The organism is Micromonospora sp. DT43 (genome assembly GCF_049841645.1).
GTDB lineage: Bacteria > Actinomycetota > Actinomycetes > Mycobacteriales > Micromonosporaceae > Micromonospora.
This window is the reverse complement of sequence record NZ_JBNCKR010000006.1, coordinates 365,616-386,749: the sequence shown is the minus strand read 5'-3', so window position 1 is coordinate 386,749 and position 21,134 is coordinate 365,616. Positions and strand designations below refer to the sequence as shown.

At 72.0% G+C, this 21,134-nt stretch carries 23 protein-coding genes; 7 read left to right on the top strand and 16 right to left on the bottom strand.

Annotation, left to right across the window (positions count from 1 at the left end):
• The first annotated feature begins 142 nt into the window (after nt 1-142).
• Together xseA and ACLQ26_RS18080 are read left to right on the top strand one after the other, a co-directional pair.
• Entirely contained in the window at nt 143-1,393 is a 1,251-nt protein-coding gene (gene xseA / locus ACLQ26_RS18085) for an exodeoxyribonuclease VII large subunit (RefSeq protein WP_425745497.1), read from the top strand.
• A gap of 30 nt (nt 1,394-1,423) precedes the next feature.
• On the top strand, nt 1,424-1,645 hold the full coding sequence (locus ACLQ26_RS18080) for an exodeoxyribonuclease VII small subunit (protein ID WP_204943368.1): 222 nt from the start codon (nt 1,424-1,426) through the stop codon (nt 1,643-1,645).
• 64 nt (nt 1,646-1,709) lie between these two features.
• On the opposite strand, the gene ACLQ26_RS18075 is transcribed toward ACLQ26_RS18080, so the two are convergent.
• The 3 genes from ACLQ26_RS18075 to ACLQ26_RS18065 all read right to left on the bottom strand — a co-directional run bounded on the left by ACLQ26_RS18075 (nt 1,710) and on the right by ACLQ26_RS18065 (nt 4,606).
• On the bottom strand, nt 1,710-2,561 hold the full coding sequence (locus ACLQ26_RS18075) for a hypothetical protein (protein WP_425745496.1): 852 nt from the start codon (nt 2,559-2,561) through the stop codon (nt 1,710-1,712).
• Between the two features lie 233 nt (nt 2,562-2,794).
• Nucleotides 2,795-3,607, bottom strand: a complete 813-nt coding sequence (locus tag ACLQ26_RS18070; protein ID WP_425745495.1) for a hypothetical protein — start codon at nt 3,605-3,607, stop codon at nt 2,795-2,797.
• Nucleotides 3,608-3,721: 114 nt separating this feature from the next.
• Entirely contained in the window at nt 3,722-4,606 is an 885-nt protein-coding gene (locus ACLQ26_RS18065) for a DUF4245 family protein (RefSeq protein WP_425745494.1), read from the bottom strand.
• Between the two features lie 158 nt (nt 4,607-4,764).
• Here ACLQ26_RS18065 and glpX point away from each other — a divergent pair, with 158 nt between their 5' ends.
• Complete coding sequence (gene glpX, locus ACLQ26_RS18060) at nt 4,765-5,796, top strand: class II fructose-bisphosphatase (RefSeq protein WP_425745493.1); 1,032 nt, start codon at nt 4,765-4,767, stop codon at nt 5,794-5,796.
• A complete protein-coding gene (locus ACLQ26_RS18055) occupies nt 5,793-6,764 on the top strand; it encodes a DMT family transporter (protein WP_425745492.1) in 972 nt (323 codons plus the stop codon). Before glpX ends, ACLQ26_RS18055 begins: the two co-directional genes overlap by 4 nt.
• Before the next feature lie 306 nt (nt 6,765-7,070).
• Here the strand turns inward: ACLQ26_RS18055 and ACLQ26_RS18050 are convergent, their stop codons facing one another.
• The 6 genes from ACLQ26_RS18050 to ACLQ26_RS18025 all read right to left on the bottom strand — a co-directional run bounded on the left by ACLQ26_RS18050 (nt 7,071) and on the right by ACLQ26_RS18025 (nt 12,490).
• Nucleotides 7,071-8,039 carry an NAD(P)/FAD-dependent oxidoreductase gene (locus tag ACLQ26_RS18050; protein WP_425745514.1) on the bottom strand — a complete coding sequence of 323 codons (969 nt, stop codon included), beginning with the start codon at nt 8,037-8,039 and terminating at the stop codon, nt 7,071-7,073.
• A 105-nt stretch (nt 8,040-8,144) separates the two neighbouring features.
• A complete protein-coding gene (locus ACLQ26_RS18045) occupies nt 8,145-8,798 on the bottom strand; it encodes a rhomboid family intramembrane serine protease (protein ID WP_425745491.1) in 654 nt (217 codons plus the stop codon).
• Between the two features lie 117 nt (nt 8,799-8,915).
• The gene (locus tag ACLQ26_RS18040) at nt 8,916-9,596 is read right to left on the bottom strand and encodes a lytic transglycosylase domain-containing protein (protein WP_425745490.1); all 681 of its coding nucleotides are present in this window, start codon (nt 9,594-9,596) and stop codon (nt 8,916-8,918) included.
• 285 nt (nt 9,597-9,881) lie between these two features.
• A complete protein-coding gene (locus tag ACLQ26_RS18035) occupies nt 9,882-11,297 on the bottom strand; it encodes a PhoH family protein (RefSeq protein ID WP_425745489.1) in 1,416 nt (471 codons plus the stop codon).
• 469 nt (nt 11,298-11,766) lie between these two features.
• Nucleotides 11,767-12,102, bottom strand: a complete 336-nt coding sequence (locus ACLQ26_RS18030; RefSeq protein ID WP_007455629.1) for a hypothetical protein — start codon at nt 12,100-12,102, stop codon at nt 11,767-11,769.
• Nucleotides 12,103-12,133: 31 nt separating this feature from the next.
• A complete protein-coding gene (locus ACLQ26_RS18025) occupies nt 12,134-12,490 on the bottom strand; it encodes a hypothetical protein (protein ID WP_425745488.1) in 357 nt (118 codons plus the stop codon).
• A gap of 264 nt (nt 12,491-12,754) precedes the next feature.
• Between ACLQ26_RS18025 and ACLQ26_RS18020 the strand changes: the two genes are divergently transcribed.
• From ACLQ26_RS18020 to otsB, 3 genes are all read left to right on the top strand, one after another.
• Entirely contained in the window at nt 12,755-13,198 is a 444-nt protein-coding gene (locus ACLQ26_RS18020; RefSeq protein WP_425745487.1) for an XRE family transcriptional regulator, read from the top strand.
• 162 nt (nt 13,199-13,360) lie between these two features.
• Nucleotides 13,361-13,714, top strand: a complete 354-nt coding sequence (locus ACLQ26_RS18015; protein ID WP_363678499.1) for a hypothetical protein — start codon at nt 13,361-13,363, stop codon at nt 13,712-13,714.
• Nucleotides 13,715-13,781: 67 nt separating this feature from the next.
• Nucleotides 13,782-14,606 (top strand): trehalose-phosphatase, encoded by an 825-nt coding sequence (otsB, locus tag ACLQ26_RS18010; RefSeq protein WP_425745486.1) that lies wholly within the window; start codon nt 13,782-13,784, stop codon nt 14,604-14,606.
• 28 nt (nt 14,607-14,634) lie between these two features.
• Here otsB and ACLQ26_RS18005 read toward each other — a convergent pair whose 3' ends face one another.
• The 7 genes from ACLQ26_RS18005 to ACLQ26_RS17975 all read right to left on the bottom strand — a co-directional run bounded on the left by ACLQ26_RS18005 (nt 14,635) and on the right by ACLQ26_RS17975 (nt 21,130).
• Nucleotides 14,635-15,405 carry an isoprenyl transferase gene (locus tag ACLQ26_RS18005; protein ID WP_363678495.1) on the bottom strand — a complete coding sequence of 257 codons (771 nt, stop codon included), beginning with the start codon at nt 15,403-15,405 and terminating at the stop codon, nt 14,635-14,637.
• Between the two features lie 31 nt (nt 15,406-15,436).
• Nucleotides 15,437-16,672, bottom strand: coding sequence for an NAD(P)/FAD-dependent oxidoreductase (locus ACLQ26_RS18000; protein ID WP_425745485.1), 1,236 nt, complete (start codon nt 16,670-16,672; stop codon nt 15,437-15,439).
• Nucleotides 16,673-16,767: 95 nt separating this feature from the next.
• Nucleotides 16,768-17,373, bottom strand: coding sequence for a response regulator transcription factor (locus ACLQ26_RS17995; protein WP_425745484.1), 606 nt, complete (start codon nt 17,371-17,373; stop codon nt 16,768-16,770).
• Nucleotides 17,370-18,542, bottom strand: coding sequence for a sensor histidine kinase (locus ACLQ26_RS17990; RefSeq protein ID WP_425745483.1), 1,173 nt, complete (start codon nt 18,540-18,542; stop codon nt 17,370-17,372). Before ACLQ26_RS17990 ends, ACLQ26_RS17995 begins: the two co-directional genes overlap by 4 nt.
• A 20-nt stretch (nt 18,543-18,562) precedes the next feature.
• Complete coding sequence (locus tag ACLQ26_RS17985) at nt 18,563-19,294, bottom strand: ABC transporter permease (protein WP_425745482.1); 732 nt, start codon at nt 19,292-19,294, stop codon at nt 18,563-18,565.
• Between the two features lies 1 nt (nt 19,295).
• Entirely contained in the window at nt 19,296-20,135 is an 840-nt protein-coding gene (locus tag ACLQ26_RS17980; RefSeq protein WP_425745481.1) for an ABC transporter ATP-binding protein, read from the bottom strand.
• Between the two features lie 137 nt (nt 20,136-20,272).
• A complete protein-coding gene (locus ACLQ26_RS17975; protein ID WP_425745480.1) occupies nt 20,273-21,130 on the bottom strand; it encodes a hypothetical protein in 858 nt (285 codons plus the stop codon).
• Nucleotides 21,131-21,134: the final 4 nt, after the last annotated feature.

Below are 21,134 nucleotides of genomic sequence, written 5' to 3'. Positions count from 1 at the left end.
TCGACTGGGCAACCCCAGCCGAACGCCTGGACCACCTCATCGCCGCCTAACGATTGCACTCACCCCTTGACCCCAAGCCGCCAACCAAGGCAATAACTTCATGATCGACGGGGTCTGGCGGGGGTGGTCGTAGGGTGGGCGCGTGAGTGGGGTTGGTGGGGGCAGTGGGGAAGCTGCGCGCAGTAGCGCGGAGGAGCCCTGGCCGGTTCGGGTTGTCTCGCAGAAGGTCGGGGCGTGGATCGCCAAGCTGGGCTGGGTGTGGGTGGACGGGCAGGTGGCGCAGATCAGCCGCCGTCCCGGGGCCACCACCGTCTTCCTGACCCTGCGTGACCCGTCCGCAGACCTGAGCCTGACCGTCACCACCAACCGCGACGTGCTTGACGCCGGCGCGCCGGAGCTGCGCGAGGGCGCCCGCGTGGTGCTGCACGCCAAGCCGGAGTTCTACGCCGCGCGGGGCACGCTGAGCCTGCGGGCCGACGAGATCCGGCAGGTGGGGCTCGGTGAGCTGCTGGCCCGGCTGGAGAAGCTCAAGAAGCTGCTCGCCGCCGAGGGGTTGTTCGACCGGGCTCGCAAGCGGCGACTGCCGTTCCTCCCGGGCCGGATCGGGCTGATCACCGGCCGCGCGTCGGCCGCCGAGCGGGACGTGCTGACAAACGCCCGGCGACGCTGGCCCGCCGTGGAGTTCCGGACGGTGAACGTCGCCGTGCAGGGCCCGTCCGCCGTGCCGCAGATCATCGACGCGCTCAAGGTGCTGGATGCCGACCCGAGCATCGACGTGATCATCATCGCCCGGGGCGGTGGCGGCATCGAGGACCTGCTGCCCTTCTCCGACGAGGCACTCTGCCGGGCCGTCTTCGGCTGCCGTACACCTGTGGTCAGCGCGATCGGCCACGAGACGGACGCGCCGCTCATCGACTACGTCGCCGACCTGCGCGCCTCCACCCCGACCGACGCGGCCAAGCGCGTGGTCCCCGACCTCACCGAGGAGGTACGCCTCATCGGCCAGGCCCGGCACCGCCTCCAACGGGCCGTCCACAACCTCGTCGACCGGGAGTCCCACCGTCTCGACAGCCTGCGGTCCCGGCCGGTGCTGGCCCGCCCGCAGGTGATGGTCGAGCACCGCATGACCGAGCTGGCCGCGCTGCGCCAGCGGGCCGGGCGCTGCCTGGACCACCGGCTCGCCGGCGCCGACGACGACCTGCGGCACACCCTGGCGCGGCTGCGCGCCCTCTCCCCCGCCGCCACCCTCGACCGGGGGTACGCCATCGTGCAGCGCGCCGACGGGCACGTCGTGCGGGCGGCGGCCGAGGTGGGCAAGGGCGACCCGCTGCGGGTACGCCTCGCCGACGGTGAGCTGGCCGCCACCGTCGACGGCGACGTGGCGACGCGGTGACCCGGGCAGGCGTGTGCTGAGATGGACGCGATGACTGACGACACGAAGGCCGGGCCGGACGAACGGCTCAGCTACGAGCAGGCCCGCGCCGAACTGGCATCGGTGGTCGAGAGGCTGGAGGCGGGCGGCACGTCCCTCGAGGAGTCGCTGGCGCTCTGGGAGCGCGGCGAGGCGTTGGCGGTGATCTGCCAGCGCTGGCTGGACGGCGCGCGGGCGCGGATCGACGCCGCCCGCCAGGAGTCCACCTCCTGACCGCAGGCCGAGAGACTGGAACCGTCGGTGGGGCGACCGGAGCCGCCCCACCGCCGTACGACGATCAGTTGAACAGGCTGTAGAGCTCGGCCGGCGCCTCGACGACCTGGTCCGCCGGCGGCTTCTGCGCGGCGGTGGCGGCGCCGTAGTCGGAGTACGTCATCTTGATCTCCTGAGCGGTGGTCTGACCGCCGGCCGGGAGCTGCAACACCAGCTCGCTGAGCCGGCCCTGCGGGTCTACCTTCGCGGTGAACGGGACAGTCTTCGCCTGGGTGCCCAGCGCCGCGATCGTGGCGGCGTTCAGCGAGCCGGCCTCGGCGGCCTTGGTGACGTCGATGGTGCCGGCGTACGTGCCGGTGCCGGTGCTGCGGACCTCGGTGATGCCCTGGGTCAGCACCGCGCTGCCGGCCGGGTCGACCTTCTCGAAGTCGAAGCCGAGGTTCTTGTTGCCCTTGATGCGGGCCTGGTCGAGGTGCTGGTACTTGCCGAGGTTGAGCTGCTTGATGGCGGGCAGACTGTCGGCGGTGGGGCCGGTCAGCTCCAGCTTCACCCAGCTGTCCGGCTTGGCGTGGATGACGTCCAGCTTCATGGCGAGGTCGGAGGAGGGGCCGCCGATGGAGAACTTCATCGCGGCGCTCTGGCTCGGCTGGTGTACCTGCCCCTCGGCGGTGGAACCGGCGCCGGAGAGCGTGAACCTGAAGTTGCCGTTGCTGATCTCCTTGGTGGAGTCGAGCAGCGCCTGCTTGGCGTCGCCCGACACCGGCGCACCGCCGGACGCGCTGGGCGCACCTGACGCGCTCACCGTCGGGGACGCGGTCGATCCGGCGGTGCCGGTCGTGCCGGCCGCGCAGGCGGCCAGGGCGGGCGTGAACAGGGCGGCGGCTACCAGGCCGGCACCGAGTCGTCGAACAGTCATACGTGTCTCCCAAGGGGGTCACCCGACGACCTGGTCGGCGCCGGAAACCGGGCGACGCGGCAGCCCGTCGGCCACGTCGCGCGATCCGGGCCGAGCAGCGCGCCCGAATCACTCCCTCTTTGTTCCCTGTCGACGGGGCGGACAATCACCCTTCTGTCCGGTTGCCGTGTCGACGGACGCCGGAAAAGTCAGGACCGGGGCGACCTGAGGCCGCCCCGGTCCGCCGTGACTGCTTACTTGAACAGCTCGTACGTCTCCGCGGGAGCCTCGACGATCTTGTCCGCCGGCGGCTTCTTCGCGCCGGTACCGGCACCGTAGCCCGTGTACGCGATCTTGATCTCGTGCGCGGCGGCCTCGCCGGCGGCCGGCACCGGGATGACCAACTCGGTGAGGCGGCCCTGCGGGTCCAGCTTGGCCGTGAACGGCAGCGCCTTGGCCTGCGCGCCCAGCGCCTTGACAACGTCCTCGTCGAGGGCGACCGAATCGGTGGAGGCGCTGATGTCGATCTTGCCGCTGTAGGTGCCCTCACCTGTCTTCTGCACGTCGGTAACACCCTTGACCAGCGTCTCGCTGTCGACCGGGTCGAGCGTCTCCGGGTCGAGCTGGAGATCCTTGAGGTCCTTGATCTTGGTCTTGTCCAGGTGCTGGTACTTGCCCTTGTTCTTCGTCCCGCCGGGAATCATGGCGGCCACGGCCCCACCGAGGTCCATCTTCACCCAGCTCTCCGAGTCGATGTAGATGAGATCCATCTCCATCGAAACGTCCTCGGAGGCGTCGCCCAGCTTCATGGTGAGCTGCGCGCTGTTGCTGGGCTTGTGCACCAGGCCGCCGCCGGTCATGTCGGCGCCGGTAACGGTGAAGGTGAAGTCGCCCTTGGCCATCTCCTTGGTGGAGGCGAGCAGTGCCTCCTTCGGATCGGCCGGCACGGCCGGGGCGGACGAGCTCGGGGCGGCCGCCGGCTCGGCAGCGTCGGACGAGCACGCGGCCAGGCCGGGAACGAGCAGGGTGGCGGCGAGGAAGCCGAAGCTCCACCGTCGAATGTTCACTGAGATCTCACTTCATGAAGACGGACATGGCCCGGCCGCGGAACGCGGACCGGACCGAGCCGAGGGAGCGTAACGGATACGTCCGTCAGCGGAGGTCCATCGATGCGAAATCGATCAGCTCAGCGCGCCGGCGAGGTCGCGCAGCTCGTTGTCGCGGGCATCGCCGACGACGAGCACCGTGCGGGTCGGCTCCAACAGGACCAGCGCCTGCTGGTTGCCCCGGGCCGTGTAGAGCTGCCAGGTACGCCCACCCAGCTCCGTAGGGCCCTGCGGCTGACTCTGGTCGGTCAGCTCGGCCGGCAGCAACCGCTCCGCCGGCACGTTGCTCTGCAGCAGCTGAACGCCCCGTCCCTCCGGCGTGAGGTAACCGATCCGTAGGTTCGCCCCGCCATCGACGGTCTGGTAGCGGGCGCTGACCGTACGCCAGCCGGAGCCGAGCCCCTGCGGCTCGCTCACCGGGAAGGTGTTCGCCGACCGCGCCTGCTCGATCGCCGGGGCCGCGTCGACGGTCGTGGCCTGATCGCCGCCGAGGAAGCCCCGGTAGAACGCCAGCAGCAGCGCGATCGGGATCAGCAGCACCAGCAGCGAGATCGCCATGTCCTTCGGCGACCGCTCGGCCTTGGTCGCCGCCGCCGCCACCCGCGGCGGCGGCGCGGGCCGCTCACCGGTCCCCGTGGCGTCGTCGGGCCCGCCGGCGACGCCACCCGCCACCGGCCGGGCCACCGACGGCTGCCCCGCCGACTCCGGCGCGACCGGCGCCGGCTCACCGGAAGCCGGTGCCGACCCGCCAGCCGTAAGGGCCGGCTCACCGGCGACAAGGGCCGGCTCACCGGTCGCCGGAGTCGGCTCACCGGCGACAAGGGCCGACTCGCCGGCTGCCGGGATCGTCGGGCCCGTCGCGGCGGGCTCGACGCCGGCGGGGAGGTCGGCCGGCGGCTGCTGCCCATCGGGCGGCGTGCGGTCGGCGGGTACGCGGTCGGCAGGCTGTGCGGGTTCCACCCTGCCATCTTCGCAGCTGCCCGACAGGCGGTATCCGGCCCATCACCGCCCCGCACCGACGCCCGTTCGGCCATCGTGTGAGGATCAGCGACAAAGCCGGCAGCGGGACCGCTCCGCCGCCGGCCGTCCCCGCACCGTCGCGAGGAGGAGCAGCCGTCATGACGAACACCAGGACGCGGATCCCACAGGATCTCGACCGTAACCTGGCCCTCGACCTGGTCCGGGTCACCGAGGCCGCGGCGATGGCCGCCGGCCGCTGGGTCGGCCGGGGCGACAAGGAGGGTGGCGACGGCGCCGCCGTCGACGCCATGCGCAAGCTGATCAACTCGATCCAGATGCGTGGCATCGTCGTGATCGGCGAGGGCGAGAAGGACAACGCCCCGATGCTCTTCAACGGTGAACACGTCGGCGACGGCACCGGCCCGGAGGTGGACGTCGCGGTCGACCCGGTCGACGGAACCACCCTGATGAGCAAGGGCATGCCGAACGCGGTGGCGGTGCTCGCCGTCTCCGAGCGGGGTGCGATGTTCGACCCGAGCGCGGTCTTCTACATGGAGAAGCTCGCCGTCGGTCCCGCGTACGCCGACGTGATCGACATCAACGCCGGGGTTGCCGAGAACCTGCGCCGGATCGCCAAGGTCAAGGGCACCGACGTGTCCGAGGTGACGGTCTGTGTGCTGGATCGCAGCCGCCACGACGACCTGGTCGCCCAGATCCGCCGGACCGGGGCGGGCATCCGGTTCATCTCCGACGGCGACATCGCCGGCACCATCGCGGCGGCCCGGGGCGAGTCGGACGTCGACGTGCTGATGGGCATCGGCGGCACGCCCGAGGGCATCATCTCGGCCTGCGCGCTGAAGTGCATGGGCGGGGCGATGCAGGCCAAGCTCTGGCCGCAGGACGACCGGGAGCGGGAGAAGGCGCTCGCCGCCGGGCACGACCTGGACCGGGTGCTCGCCACCGACGACCTGGTCACCGGGGACAACTGCTTCTTCGTGGCAACCGGGGTCACCTCGGGGGACCTGCTGCGCGGAGTGCGGTACCGGGCCGGCGGCGCGTACACCCAGTCGATCGTGATGCGCTCGAAGAGCGGCACCATCCGGGTGATCGACTCGTACCACCGGTTGGAGAAGCTGGCTCTCTACTCCGCTGTCGACTTCGACGGTCGTCCGCTGGCCGAGCAGGAGTGACGGCCGCCGACACGGCGACCCCGCAGACCCTGTCGGCCACCCGCCGGATCCTCGGTGTCGCGCTGGCGTCGGTCTCCGGGGTCGCGGTGGCGGTGCAGTCTCGGATCAACGGCGAGCTGGGCGTACGCCTGGCCGACGGGTTCGCCGCCGCTGTGGTCTCGTTCGGGCTGGGTCTGCTGGTCCTGCTGGTGCTGGTGCCCGCCACTCCTGGCGGGCGACGCGGGCTGACCGCGCTACGGCGCGCCCTCGCGACCGGCGCGCTCAGGCCGTGGCAGTGCCTGGGCGGCATGTGCGGGGCGTTCCTGGTGGCCTCCCAGGGCCTCACCATCGGCACGTTGGGCGTGGCGGTCTTCACCGTGGCCGTGGTCGCCGGACAGTCCGGCAGCAGCCTCGCCGTGGACCGGGCCGGCATCGGTCCGACCGGCCGGCAACCGGTGACCCGGCAACGGCTGGCCGGCGCCGTCCTCACCGTGCTCGCGGTCGGCCTGGCCGTCGGTGACCGGCTCGGCGCTCCGGGCGCGCTGGAGCTGGCCCTGCTGCCCCTGGTCGCCGGGGTGGGCACGGCCTGGCAACAGGCGGTCAACGGGCGGGTCCGGGCGGCGGCCGACAGCGCGTTCACCGCCACGCTCGTCAACTTCGCCGTCGGCACGGCCACCCTGCTCGTGGCATTCGCCATCGACCTCGCGGTACGAGGTTGGCCGACCGGCCACCTGCCGAGCGAGCCGTGGCTCTACCTGGGCGGACCGATAGGCATCGTGTTCATCACGATCGCCGCCGCGATCGTACGGTTCACCGGTGTGCTGCTGCTCGGCCTGGCCACCATCGCCGGCCAGATCGTGGGGGCGGTCCTGCTGGACCTGGTACTGCCCACGGCGGCCTCCCACCCCGGCGTGAACACCCTGCTCGGGGCCGCGCTGACCATGGTGGCCGTGCTGATCGCCGCGCTGGCGCCACCCGCCCGCCGCTGACGTACCCGCAGAACGAAGATGCCCCGGCAACCAGCACGGGTGACCGGGGCTCCTGCTGTTGTTGTCATTCGCCGAGGTCGGGCCGGTTGACGGCGTTCGTCGGGTGGACCAGGCGCACGCCGTTCACCTAGCCGTACCGGCGGATGCGCGCTGCGCAAGCATGATCAGGTGATGAAAAGTAGCTGCCGGGAGGGGTTCCTGACCTACTTCTCATCACCTGATCATGGCGAGGGCGGGGTCAGCGAGACGACACGGGCCGCTGCGGATAGGACTGGCAAGGGGGTAGTCAGTGTCCGCTACCGGCGGTCAGCCGGCGTCGGAGGAGTGCCCGGGGAACAGGTGGGCGTCGGGGTCGATGGCCACCGCCGCGTTGTTGACAGCCGTCGCGGCCTCGCCGAAGCCGGTGGCGATGAGCCGCACCTTGCCCGGGTACTCGGTGATGTCGCCGGCCGCGAAGACCCGGGGCAGGTTCGTCGCCATGGCGCTGTCCACCAGGATGTGCCGGCGGTCCAGCCGGAGACCCCATTCGGCGAGCGGGCCCAGGTCGGCGGTGAAGCCGAGGGCGGCGACCACCGTGTCCACCGGCAGGGTCTCGGCCGCGCCGCCGCGCACTGTCACCTCGGCGGCGGTCACCGTGGCGTCCCCGAGCAGGCGGGTGACCTCGGCGTTGACCACCACCCGCACCGGCAGCGACAGCACCCGGGCGACGGTCGAGGCGTGCGCCCGGAACTTCTCCCGCCGGTGCACGAGCGTCACCGAGCGGGCCAGCGGTTGCAGGGCCAGCGCCCAGTCGAAGGCGGAGTCACCGCCGCCGACGATGAGGACGTCCCGGTCGGCCAGCTCGGCCGGGTCGGTGACGAAGTAGACGATGCCGGTGCCGGGGGCGCCGTCCGCGCAGGGCAGTGGGCGCGGGCTGAAGCTGCCGAGCCCGCCGGTGACCACGACCGCGCCGCAGCCGAGCTGCTCGCCGCCGGCAAGGCCGAGCACCGGCCGGTCATCGGCGTACGACAGTTTCTCGGCCCTCGTGCCGAGCAGGTACTGCGGGCCGAACGGCGCAGCCTGGGCGACGAGGTTGGCGACCAGGTCGCGGCCCTTCACGGCGGGGAAGCCGGCCACGTCGAGGATGAGCTTCTCCGGGTACATGGCGGTGACCTGGCCGCCCGGTTCCGGAAGCGCGTCGATCACCGCCACCGACAACCCTCGGAACCCGGCGTAGTACGCGGCGAAGAGGCCGGCGGGACCGGCCCCGATCACGGCGACATCGACCTCGCGCATGGCGTACCGTCGCTTTCCGCTCACGGATCAACGCGTGCTGATCTCGACGGTAGGCGGGGCGCAGCGGTCGGGCAAGCATGTCCCAGAGGCGCGCCGAGGAGCGGGTCAGGGCAGGCTGAGGGTGGAACCCGAGTAGTCGGTGCCGTCCACGCTCGGTCGCCGCCGACGGAACAGGATCGCCGCCACCACGCCACCGAGCAGGCCGAACAGGTGCCCCTGCCAGGAGATCCGCTCGTCGGTGGGGAGGATGCCTACCAACTGCCAGCCGTAGAGCAGACCGACCAGGAGGAAGACGGCGAAGTTCCACCAGCTGCGCTCGATGATGCCCCGGGTGAGCAGGATGCCCAGGTAGCCGAAGATGACGCCGCTGGCGCCGACGACCACCGAGTTGGGTGAGCCGGTGAACCACACGCCGAGCCCGCTGACCAGGATGATGACCAGGGTCGACCAGAGGAACCGGCGGGTGCCGGCCGCCAGCACGAAGGTGCCCAGCAGGATCAGCGGGATGCTGTTGCTGTAGAGGTGGTCGAAGCCGTGGTGCAGGAACGGTGAGAAGAAGACCCCGTCCAGGCCGTCGATGCGGTGCGGGATGATGCCGGCGGTCGCGTCCAGGCCGAACGCCAGCCCCTGGTCGACGGCCTCGATGAGGAAGAGGAACGGGACCACCGCACACATGGCGACGAAGGCCCGACCGAGCGCGGCGTAGAACGCCTCGGTGCCGAACCGGTAGGGGTCGCCGTTGGACGGGTGCAGGGTCACCCCCCAACTGCTATCAGCAAAAGGGGCCGACCGCCACTCACGTCCCGCCTCCCTGCCCGGTGTACGCGCGAACGGCGGGGCAGGTGGTCGCCCACCCGGCCCCGCCGTTCGACGTCGTCAGTACGAGCCCGCGCTCTGGAAGTGCGACCAGGCGCCACAGGGCGTGTCGTACTTGCCCTTGACGTAGCTCAGGCCCCACTTGATCTGGGTGGCGGGGTTGGTCTGCCAGTCGTCCGCGATCGAGCCCATCTTGCTGCCGGGGTACGCCTGCGGAATGCCGTACGCGCCGGACGAGGAGTTGCGGGCCTTGTGGTTCCAGCCGCTCTCCTTGTTCCAGAGCTTGTCCAGGCAGGGGAACTCGGCGATGCCGAAGCCCGCCTCGAGCATCAGCGCGCAGCCGATCTTACGGTTGCCGCTGTACTCCGCGCAGGACGCCGGGATCGGCCCGTCGTACGGCTTGGCGACCTCCTTGGCGGCGGCCTCGCGCTCGCGCTTGCGGGACGCCGCGGCGGCCTCGGCCCTGCGGGCCCGCTCGGCGGCCTCCTTGGCGACCTGCGCCGCCCGCAGCTTCGCCTGGTATTCGGCGGCCCGTTGCCGCGCGAACGCGATCTGGTGGCTGGCCTGGCGCTCGCGCTGGTAGGCGAAGTCGATCCGGTCGACCTCGACGCTTGCCTGCGCGGTCAGGCCCTGTTGCTGGGTTTCCCGATCTTCGCCCAGGTAGAAACCACCGGCGACGCCCACGGAGAGCAGCGCGACAGCGGCCGTACGGGCGCCCAACCGGCTCCACAGCCGACTCACGAAGTGTCCCTTCGTCGGGGGCATGGACACGGCGCGGCGCAGGCCAGGTGGCCCTCAGCCGTGCCGTGAGCGCCCCGACCGGTGAGCCGGTCGCGCCGACGCACCGACCGTCACCGATGCCGCCCAGACCTCGGACGAACGATCACGAACGATCACCAACGATGCCCGTGGTGCGTGGGCGCTCGTGGGACACGATCGCGCACAGTGAGGCTGATGGGAAACCAACCGGCATGTTTGTGATTTGGGCCACACCGATAATGTGGACGAAAGCCTATAAAAGCCCCATCACAGCGGGATGTCCTCCAGGAGGTCGGTCACCATCGCGGCGATCGGCGACCGCTCCGACCGGCTGAGCGTGACGTGGGCGAAGAGAGGATGCCCCTTCAACGCCTCGATCACCGCCGTCACGCCGTCGTGCCTGCCCACCCGCAGATTGTCCCGCTGCGCGACGTCGTGGGTGAGCACCACCCGGGAGCCCTGCCCGATCCGGGACAGCACGGTCAGCAGCACGCCGCGCTCCAGCGACTGGGCCTCGTCCACGATCACGAAGGCGTCGTGCAGGCTGCGCCCTCGGATGTGGGTCAGCGGCAGCACCTCGAGGATGCCGCGCGAGGTGACCTCCTCCAGCACGTTCTCGTGCACCACCGCGCCGAGCGTGTCGAAGACCGCCTGCGCCCACGGCGACATCTTCTCCGACTCGGACCCGGGCAGATAGCCCAGCTCCTGACCGCCGACGGCGTACAGCGGGCGGAAGACGATCACCTTCTTGTGCCGGCGACGCTCCATCACCGCCTCCAGGCCGGCGCAGAGCGCCAACGCGGACTTGCCGGTGCCGGCCCGCCCACCCAGCGAGACGATTCCGATCGTCTCGTCGAGCAGCAGGTCGAGGGCGACCCGCTGCTCGGCCGATCGGCCGTGCAGGCCGAACGCCTCCCGGTCGCCCCGGACCAACCGGACGGACTTGTCCGGCAGAACCCGACCCAGCGCGGAACCGCGCCCCGAGTGCAGCACCAGGCCGGTGTGACAGGACAGACCCGCCGCCTCGTCGAGGTCGAGCGTGTCGCCTGCGTACAGCGCGGAGATCTGCTCCTCGCTCAGATTCAGCTCGGACATGCCCGTCCAGGTGGGGTCACCGGCCTGACCGTGCCGGTACTCGTCGGCGCGCAGGCCCACCGAGGCGGCCTTGACCCGCAGCGGCATGTCCTTGCTGACAAGCGTGACGTCCCGACCCTCGGCGGCGAGGTTGAGCGCCACGGAGAGGATCCGGGCGTCGTTGCTCTCGGTGCGGAACCCGGGAGGCAGCACCCCGTCGTCGGTGTGGTTCAGCTCGACCCGCAGCGTGCCGCCCACGTCGTTGGCGGGCACCGGCGTGTCCAGCCGGCCGTGCTGGATCCGCAGTTCGTCGAGCATCCGCAGCGACTGCCTGGCGAACCAGCCCAGCTCCGGATGGTGCCGCTTGCCCTCCAACTCGGTGATGACCACCAGCGGCAGCACCACCTCGTGCTCGGCGAAGCGGTGGAACGCCGCAGGATCGGACAGCAGCACCGACGTGTCCAGAACGAACGCCTGGCCCGCTGGTCGCGGCTCCTTGGGGTCGGCCGGCGCGGTTGCCGCAGTACGGCGGCTCCGGGGGGCACGGCGGGTCGTGGCAGTCGCGGCCGGGGTCTGGTCGGCACCGGCGGTGGTACGGCGAGTCGTCACAGGCCTGCTCCGACGGATGGGCACCCGGCCACCCGTGTTCCGCCTCGTCCGGTGCCCGGGGACACGGGGTCGGATGCGGAACCCCGTGTGCGAGGTCGCAGATCCGGGCGGGCCGGCTGGCTCGGGAGAACCCCGTGCCATGCCTAGACGCTAGCGGCGGCGGACCGTCCCGGCTAGGGGCGATCGTGGATCTCCGGGAACGGCCGCGTGAACACCGCCCGGTCGGATGACCCGCCAGGTCCTCACCACGGCCGATCCGGCGCCGGACGGGACGACACCGGCGACCGGAACCGGCGGAGCCGGCGGCGCGGCGAGCCGGCCGGGATGCATGCCCCCTGCGCGCATCCCGGCCGGCGGGACCACAGTCACCGGTCTGACGTGGCCCCGACGGTGCGTGTCCGCCGCGGACGACGCACCGCGTTTCTCCGCGCCGGTCGGCGGGACCGCCCGCGGCGGCCCGCCGGCCGGCTCAGCCGGTCCGTCGAACGAGCGTGCCGGTCGGGTGCCGCCCGGTGATCGGGGCGGCCGGCGCGGTGAACGACGAGCCGGTGTACGTGGTGCCGGGGCGGGCCACCGTGCCTGCGGAGCGGACGGCCCCCGCCGAGGAGACCGACAGGGCGGAGGCGATCGCCGCCTGGGCGTCGCGTCGACGCCGGTTCCAGGCGCCCCGGTCGCCGTCGAAGTAGCCCTGCCGATAGCCGAAGCGGTAGCCGATGCGGTAGCTGAGCTGCCCGTGCAGGCGACCGGCCGCGTAGCTGGTGGCACCGAGCACCAGGACGAGGAAGACCACGAGGAACGGGCTCATCGGGCGGCCCCGGCCCGGCCCGTACGCCGGATCATCGTTCCTCCGGCTCGACAGTGGTGGGGTCGACGGTGGGATCCGCGACCAGCAGCCGGTCCAGGTCGTCGGTGCTGACCTCCTCGACCAGCTCGACGCTGATCCGGCAGCCGTCCAGCACGACCTCGGCCACGGAGGACCGGCGGATCTCCCCGCCGGCGTCGTAGACACGGACGCTCAACTCGGGGCAGCCGAGGTGGGTACGCCAGGCGTTCCACTCGGTGCGGTCGCCGACGCTCAGCGACAGGTATCGGCAGCCTCGGGCGAGGTAGAGGCGCCAGGGGGCGCTCAGCCCCGCGGCCACTCCCTCGGCGATCAGCCCGAAGGCCTGGGCTCGGGTGGCGAGCTCGGTCACCACACCCCCTCGGCACCGGGGGCGTGACGCATGTGAGCACCAATCGTCTCATGCACGTGACACACCGTAGATTGTCCCATGAGCGTGACAGTATCAGCTTTTCGTCCGCTTACATTCGCCACTACGGGCATCTATTCTGCCCGGGTGACACCCCTCCAGAGCGGCGCTGGATCGTTTACCGCAAATCCGAGAGTGCCGTCACGTCCGCGTGACAGCAGCGTGCCTGGGCGCACACCCGCGCCCGGCTGGCCGTACCGTCACGGGGTGACCGAGACGGCCAATGCGCGAAAAATCGCCTTCGCCACCTTCGTCCGGCGCGCCCTCGACGAGGCGCGAGCGACGCGGGCCTGGAGCGGCACCGAGGTGTCGCGGCGTACCGGCGTCTCGCGGCAGACCATCAACCGGTGGGTCCGCGGGGACTGGGCCAGCGATCCCGAGGCCGAACGCGTCGTCGCCTTCTGCGAGGGTCTGGGCCTGAACCCCGCCGCCGCCTTCGCCGCGCTCGGCTGGGACCGCACCGCGAGCGGCCCCCGCGCCGGCCAGCCGACCCCGCCGATGGACCCGGACGTGGAGGCCCTGCTGCGTCGCCTGGTCGACCCGAACGTGTCGGACGCGGAGAAGTTCCACATCCGCGAAACCATTAGATACCTCGCATATCGCCCAACGTTGCCGGTCGATGTCCGAAATAGAGGTAATCAAGCAGGGTAGTTCCTCAGATGGCGAAAGAACGCCTGGTCAGGTTCATTCGTTTCGCTCCGGGGCCACAACGGGCACGCTAGCGTCCCTACTCGTACTGCTTGGGCTCGTCATCGGCGGGGGGACGGGACAAGGCCGAACCCAGCCCTGCGGGACATAAGGAGGGGTCTGTCCATGACCCTGAAGTGGTGGGCAGTCGTGGTCGCCACGGTGTCGATGACACTGTGGGCGACCGGCAACGTGGTGACCCTCGCGGTCAACGGTGGGCAGCTGCCGCTGCTCGTCAACCTTCTCGCGCTCACCAGCGCCGGTACGGCGGTCATCCTGGCCGTCGTCGCCGAGCTGCACGAGCGACTCGACGACCGGATCAGCGCCCTCACCGAGTTCCTGGTGGCACGCCTCAACGAGATCGAGACCCACACCGGGGACCGCAACACCGGCTTCGTGGAGGGCTACCTGCTCAGCCACGGTCAGGACGCGGCTGTGGTGCCGTTCGGGCGCCGCGGACGAGGAGCCGCCGAACGCTGACCGCGCGCCGCCGAGCGGTGGTGCTCGGCCAGGAATGAGCCCTCAACGCCGGGGTACGCTGACGCGCGTGCCGCCGTTGAATCTGGGCAACCACCAGCCGAGAACCCCGTTGAACGCCGACCAGGCATGGCAGGTCACCGCCGGCCGGGCGGGCGGAACCGTGCTCTTCTTCGACTTCGACGGCACACTCGCGCCCGTCGACGACGACCCGACGGCGGTGCGCCCCGCGCCGAACGCCCTGGCCGCGATCGAGGCACTGGCTCCGGTGGTGCAGCGGATCGCGATCGTCTCCGCGCGGCCCGTCGAGTTCCTCCGGGATCGCCTCGGCGAGCTGAGCGGCGTCGACCTCTACGGCCTCTACGGGCTGGAGCACAGCCACTCCGGTGGGGAGACCGTCACCGAGCCCACCGCCCTGCCGTGGGTGCCCACCATGGCCGAGCTGGCCGACCTGGCCCGGGCGGAGCTGCCACCGGGCACGCTCGTCGAGTACAAGCGGCTCTCGGTCGCGCTGCACTGGCGTACCGCGCCGCAGCTCGGCTCGACCGTGCAGCAGTGGGGGCAGGCACAGGCCGACCGGCTGGGGCTGCGGGTGCAGGCCGGCCGGATGGTGCTGGAGCTCAAGCCGCCCGTCGACCGGGACAAGGGCATGGTGATCGGCGAGGTGGTCCAGGGCGCCACCGGCGCCTGGTACTTCGGCGACGACGTGTCCGACATCAAGGCGTTCGCCGCGCTGCGCGCCCGCGCCGAGGCCGATCCGGACTTCTTCGGCGTCTGCGTGGCCGTCGCCAACCCGGAGACCGGTCAGGAGGTGGCCGACGCCGCCGACCTGACCATCGAGTCCCCGGCCGCACTGGGTGACTTCCTCACCCGGGCCCTGACCCGGCTGCCCTGACCCCGACCGGCTCCCGTCCCGGCGGGGTTCACGCCCCGTAGCGGCGCTGACGTGTCGCGTACGAGCGCAGCGCGCGCAGGAAGTCGATGTGCCGGAAATCCGGCCAGTTGAGCTCGCAGAAGTAGAACTCCGAGTGCGCGGACTGCCAGAGCATGAACCCGGACAGCCGCTGCTCCCCGCTGGTGCGGATGACCAGGTCGGGGTCGGGCTGGCCGCGGGTGTAGAGGTGCTCGGCGATGTGCTCGACGTCCAGCACCTCGGCCAGCTCCTCGATGGTTCCGCCGGAGGCAGCGTGCTCCAGCAGCAGCGAACGGACCGCGTCGGTGATCTCCCGCCGGCCGCCGTAGCCGACGGCGATGTTGACCTCAGCGCCGCCGCTGCGATCCCGGGTGCGCTCCTCGGCGCCCTTGAGCGCCGCCGCCGTCTGCGCGGGCAGCAGGTCCAGTGCGCCGACGATGCGCAGCCGCCAGGGGTTGCCCTCCTCGGCCAGCTCCACCACCAGGTCCTCGATGATCTGCAGCAGCGGATCCAGCTCGCTGGCCGGGCGGCGCAGATTGTCGGTGGCCAGCAGGTAGAGGGTCACGTGACCGATGCCGGCCTGGTCACACCAACCGAGGACGTGCTTGATCTTCGCCGCGCCGACCCGGTGCCCGTCGTTGGGGTCGACGTAGCCCATCTCCCTCGCCCACCGGCGGTTTCCGTCGCACATCACCCCGACGTGTCGGGGCACCGGCTTGCCCGCGAGCTTCGCCGTGAGCCGGCGCTCGTACACGGAGTAGATAAGGTTCCGCAGCGTCATCACCTAGCAGCGTAGCGACCCGCCGGCAGGATCACCCCTTCGGAGGGCGATCCCCGCCGGTCAGTTCGATGCCGATCATGCCCAGCGTACGGGCCGTGAGCCGCCCGTCGCCGAGCCCGAGCTCGACCACATCGTCGAAGACGCGGTCGTCCCGGCGGGCCGCCCGGACCGCCGCGTCGACCACTCGCCGCCGTCGCGCCAGCCACGCGGCAACCGAGCTGTGCCGCAGGTGGGTGCCGAGGCGACGACGCAGACCCACGGCGTAGCGACGTGCGGCCGCCTCGGGCGTACGGGCCGCCGCGGCTCCGGCCAGCGCACCGGAGAGCAGCGCGTAGAAGATGCCCTCCCCGGTGAACGGGTTGATCAGCGACAGGGCGTCGCCGGCCAGCAGGGTGCGGTCCCGGCCCGGCGCCGGCCGGTGCGTGGACAGGGGCAGGTGGTGGGCGCGCAGGGCGGTCACCGTCGACAGGTCGGTGCCGGGCAGCAACGCGGCGAGCCGATCCAGCAGGTACGCCCGGCTCAGTGGCTCGCCGCGCAGGACCTCCCCGTACCCGACGTTCGCCCGCCCGTCGCCGATCGGGAACGACCAGGCGTACGCCGGCCAGCGCGCCTTCGACGTGACGATGAGCTGCTCCGGCGGGCCGGGCAGCGCCGGAGCGTATCCCCGGATGGCAAGCGCAAGGTGCCGGTCGGGATTCACCTCGTGGCCGAGGGCGCGGCGCACCACCGACCCGGCGCCGTCCGCGCCCACCACCACCCGGCCGGACAGCTCCCCGTCGAGCACCACCCGGTCGGCGCGCGGCTGGACCCGGCGGACGTTGTGCCGCCGCAACTGCGCCCCGGCGGCCACCGCCGCCGCCACCAGCCGCGCGTCGAAGACCTCCCGAGGCACTGTGTACGCGGGCCGGGGCAGCGCCCGAGCGACCGCCTGGCCGCCCGGCGACACCATCCGCAGCGCGGGCAGCGGAGCGTACCCGGCGACCGCCTCGGTGACGCCCAGCTCGGCGAGCACGTCCACCGAGTGTGCCGCGATCCCGTCGCCGCACGCCTTGTCCCGGGGGAAGTCGGCCCGGTCCAGCAGCAGCACGCTGGCGCCCGCCCGGCGGGCCGTGAGCGCGGCAGCCGCCCCGGCCGGTCCCGCTCCCACCACCACCACGTCGAACTCGTCGCTCACGGCGCGCCTCCCTCCGTTCGGTGGGCGGCCCGCTCCTGCCCCGCCCGGCGGTCCGCCCGCGTCGCCGACGTCAGCCGCTGTGACAGACGCCATCCGCCATCCTGCCCCCTGGCGGCTCGACCAGCCCGGTGCCGCACGGCCGGAGCCGGCCGAACACCCACACCGTCCGGGCGGGCCGGGGCCGGTCGTCAGATCCAACCGTTGGCTCTGGCCCGGTGGGCGGCCTTGATCCGGTTACGGGTGCCGGTCTTGCCGATGGCCGCCGACAGGTAGTTGCGGACGGTGCTCTCGGACAGGTGGAGCCGGGCGGCGATGTCGGCGACCGGGGCACCGTCCACGGCAGCGGCAAGCACGTGCCGCTCCCGGTCGGTGAGCGGGTTCGGCCCGGCCGACAACGCGGCCGCCGCGAGCGCCGGATCGATCACCCGCTCACCGGCGAGTATCCGGCGGACGGTCACCGCGAGTTCCTCCACCGGCCCGTCCTTGACCAGGAACCCCGCCGCGCCGGCTTCCATCGCCTGTCGGAGGTAGCCGGGCCGGCCGAACGTGGTGAGGATCAGCACCCGGCAGTCGGGCACCTGCTCCCGCAGGAGGGCCGCCGTGTCCAGGCCGCTGCCATCGGGCATCTCGATGTCCAGCAGTGCCACGTCCGGGCGACTCCGGCGGGCCGCCTCCAACGTCTCGGCGACGGTTCGGGCCTCGGCCACCACCTCCATGTCGGGCTCGAGGTTCAACAGCAGGGCCAGCGCGCCGCGCATCATGCCCTGGTCCTCCGCGAGCAACAGCCGGATCATCCGGCCACCGTCGCGACCCGACTCGCGGGGACCCGGACGGTGAGCTGCAGACCTCCACCGGGCGCCGGGCCGGCCTGCAGGGTGCCGCCCGCCTGATCGAGCCGCTCGGTGAGCCCTCGCAGGCCGTTGCCGAACGTCGGTCGGCCGCCCACGCCGTTGTCCCGGACGGTGAGCACCGACCCGTCGGCGTCGGTGTCGACCTCGATGGCGCAACGCGACGCCCGGCTGTGTCGTAGCACGTTCGTCACCCCCTCTCGGAGCACCCAGGCGAACACGTCGTCGGTCTCGACGTCGAGCTGCCCGCCGGCCCGCACGGTGACCGTGATGCCGACATCGGCCAGGACGGTACGGGCGTTGTCCAGTTCGCGGCTGAAGCTGTGCTCGCGGTAGCCGGTGACCGCCTCCCGCACCTCGGCGAGGGCGGTACGACCGATCCGCTCGATGTCGGCCGCCTCGGCGGTGGCCCGCTGCGGGTCCGTCGCGGTGAGCCGACGCACCACCTCGGCCTTCACCACGACCAGCGACAGCGTGTGGCCGAGCAGGTCGTGCAGGTCCTTGGCGAACCGGAGCCGTTCCCGCTCGACCACCGTGCGGGCCAGCTCACGCTGGGTGCGACGCAACTCGTCCACCAGACGGGCCACCCGGGCGAACGCCAGGGTCATGGCCCCCGCGAGCAGCGTGATCAGCGCGATCTGGGCGGTGTTGTCGCCCGGTACGCGTCGGGCTGCCCCGATCGTCAGCACGGCCGCGACGCTGCCGCCGACCCAGCCGAAGCCCCACCCGACCTGAAGCAGTCCCACCGCGCCCGCCGAACACACGTACATCAGCAGGGCCAGCCAGCCCTCCGAAGCACCCGCGTACGCGGCGGCGAGCGTGACCCCGAGGAGCGCGAGCAGGGCCAGCCCGGTGTGGTGCAGCGCCGGTCGGACGGCCAGTCCGGCCACGGGCACCGCCACCAGGGCGAGGTAGAGCAGCGCGAAGAGGGCCAGCCCGACCGCCGCTACCGGCACCGGGTGGACCTGTCCTCGCACGATCGCGGTGGCCGGCGGCAGCAGCAGCCACAACCACAACGTGTGGGCCATCACGAGCACGACGCCTCGGCGCCGCCGGCTGCGGTCGACGGACGTCGTGGCGTCCGTGCCACCAGGCATATCGGTGCTACCAGGCATGGTGAAGACCGTATCGGTGGTCAACGACCCACGGCCGCGCGTCGGTAGGCCCACGCCGCGACGGCGGCGAAGAGCACGGTCCAGACCATGAGCAGGCCCAGCCCGGACGGGGTGGGTGCCTGCCCGGCGACCGACCGCCAGCCGAGTTCGGCGTACCGGTAGGTCGGTAGCGCGTGCGCCAGGTGCCGCAGCGCGGCGGGGAAGTACGTCACCGGCAGCAGCAGGCCACCGAGGACAGACAGGCCGAGGAAGGCCAGGAAGTTGACCGGCTGGGCCAACTGCGGAGCGAGCCCGTAGCCGATGGCGAGACCGAGCAGGGCGAACGGTACCGAGCCGATCCACAAGACCAGCAGCAGTACGACCCAGCGGGCGGCGTCCAGGTGGACGTGCTGCTGGAGCCGCCCCGCGACACCGACCGCGACCACCGACGGCACCCCGATCAGCGTGCTGACCAGGGCCTTCACCACTACTGCGCGCCAGGGCGGCAGCGGGGTGAGGCGAAGTTGGTGCAGCCAGCCGACCGCACGCTCCTGAGCGACCGACGACCCCACCGAGAGCACGCCCGCGACGGCGCCGTACCCGGCCAGGCCGACCATGAGCGCGGCGGGCGCGTCCACGCCCTCCAACTGGTCGCCGCCGTCGGCGAATCCGGAGAAGATCAGGTACGTGAGAACCGGGCCGAGGACCGAGAACAGCAGGAGACGAGGGTCCCGGGCCAGCCGGCGCAGCTCGAATCGTAGGTAGGCGCGCATGTCAGTGCTCCCCTTCGGCGGCGGTGAGAGTGAGGAAGGCGGGTTCCAGTGCGACGGAGACCTCCAGGCCGCGCCAACCGCGGGCGCCCGCCAACGCGATGACAGTGGCGTCGGCGTCGTCGGTGGTGAGCACCACCCGGTCACCCCGCACCTCCACCGTCCGCACACCGGGCAGCAGGTCCAGCCCAGTGACAGGTGCGCCGGCAACGTCGAAGGCGACGGTGCGGCTACCCGCGAGGGCACGGATCCGGGCGGGCGGCGCGTCGGCCACCACCCGGCCCGCGGCCAGCACCACGATCCGTTCGGCGTGCTCGTCGGCCTCGTGTAACTGGTGGGTGCTGAACAGGACGGTGTTGCCCTCGGCGGCGTACCTGCCCAGGGCGGCCCAGAACTCCTGCCGGGCGGCGACGTCCATGCTCGCGGTGGGCTCGTCGAGGACCAGCAGCTCCGGCCCGCCGGCCAGCGCGAACGCGAACCGGGCGCGCTGCGCCTCCCCGCCGGAGAGTCGGTCCAGCCGACGATCCGCCCGGCCCGTCAGTCCGGCCGTCGAGAGGATCCACTCGCTGGCCGACGGGCGCGGATACAGCGCGCGGGCCAACTCGATCACCTCTCGAACGGTGGCGGCGGGCACGACTCCGGCCCCCTGGAGCATCGCGCCGACCCGGCCGGCCCGGACCGCCTCGGTCGGGGAGCCGCCGAACAGGGCCACCGTTCCGGCGTCGGCAGGGGTGAGACCGAGCATGATCGAGATGGCTGTCGTCTTGCCCGCCCCGTTGGGGCCGAGCAGTGCGACGATGCTGCCCCGCGCGATGCTCAGGTCGATGCCGGCAAGGGCTCGCACGGGTCCGAACGATCGGGTAAGTCCAGTGAGTTGTACGGCGATGTCACCCATGCCCAGCACGCTACGAACGGGCGGACGGTGCCGGCAGAGCCACCGGTACGGGGTGCGCGGTGACAATTGTCCCGGGCAGGCCGGGGTCAGGCCCCTGCGGCGTCCGGGGCTCGGGCCGCGCGGCGCAGGCCGTAGAGAGCCAGGCCGGCGGCGGCCACCAGGGGCGCGCCGTCGCGCACCAGGCCGTCCAGGCCCAGCAGCCACCAGCACAGCGGCAGGTCCACGGCGAGGACGGCGAGCGTGACGACGACAAGCAGGCCACGCGCCCAGTGCTTGCCGCGCATCAGGAACGCGGTGCAGAACAGCACCGCGTAACTGGCCGCGATGCCCGCACCGAACCAGAACAGCACGGCGGGTACGGCGGACAGACGATCGTCCAGGATGGCGCCTGTCGCCACCAGGGCCGGCACCAGCATCAGCGGGCTGTAGGTGAACGCCGCCACCCGGCTGGTCAGCAGCCAACCGCTGGCCTGCGGTCGGCGCGGCGGGGTCTCCCGCCAGGAGATGCCGGCCTTGTCGATGACCAGCCGGGGTCGGTGCCGGACGAAATGCCCGGCGAGCGCCGACGAGCGGTAGAGCAGCCAGACCACAGTCACACAGAGCGCGGTCAGGACGGCGAAGCCGAGCAGTCCGGGCAGTGGCGGCACCCCCTGCCGGGGCACGATCAGCCGGCCGACGGCGAAGATCGTGGTGACCGCGAGGATCAACCCGAACGGGCGGGCCACCGTACGGCCCCGGCGGACGTGCCCGATCAGCAGTAGGAAGCCGAACGAGCGCAGCATCGCCCAGCCGGTGCGCACGGCCAGTCCGAAGCCCTGCTCCGGGGCGTACCACCAGTTGAGCAGCTCGACCACGACGGTGGCCGCCGCCGTCGTCGCGAGCAGGAAGGTGAGCACCCGGACGGCGGACGGCCGCCGGACCTCGGTCTCGGCGGCCGTCCTCATGGGA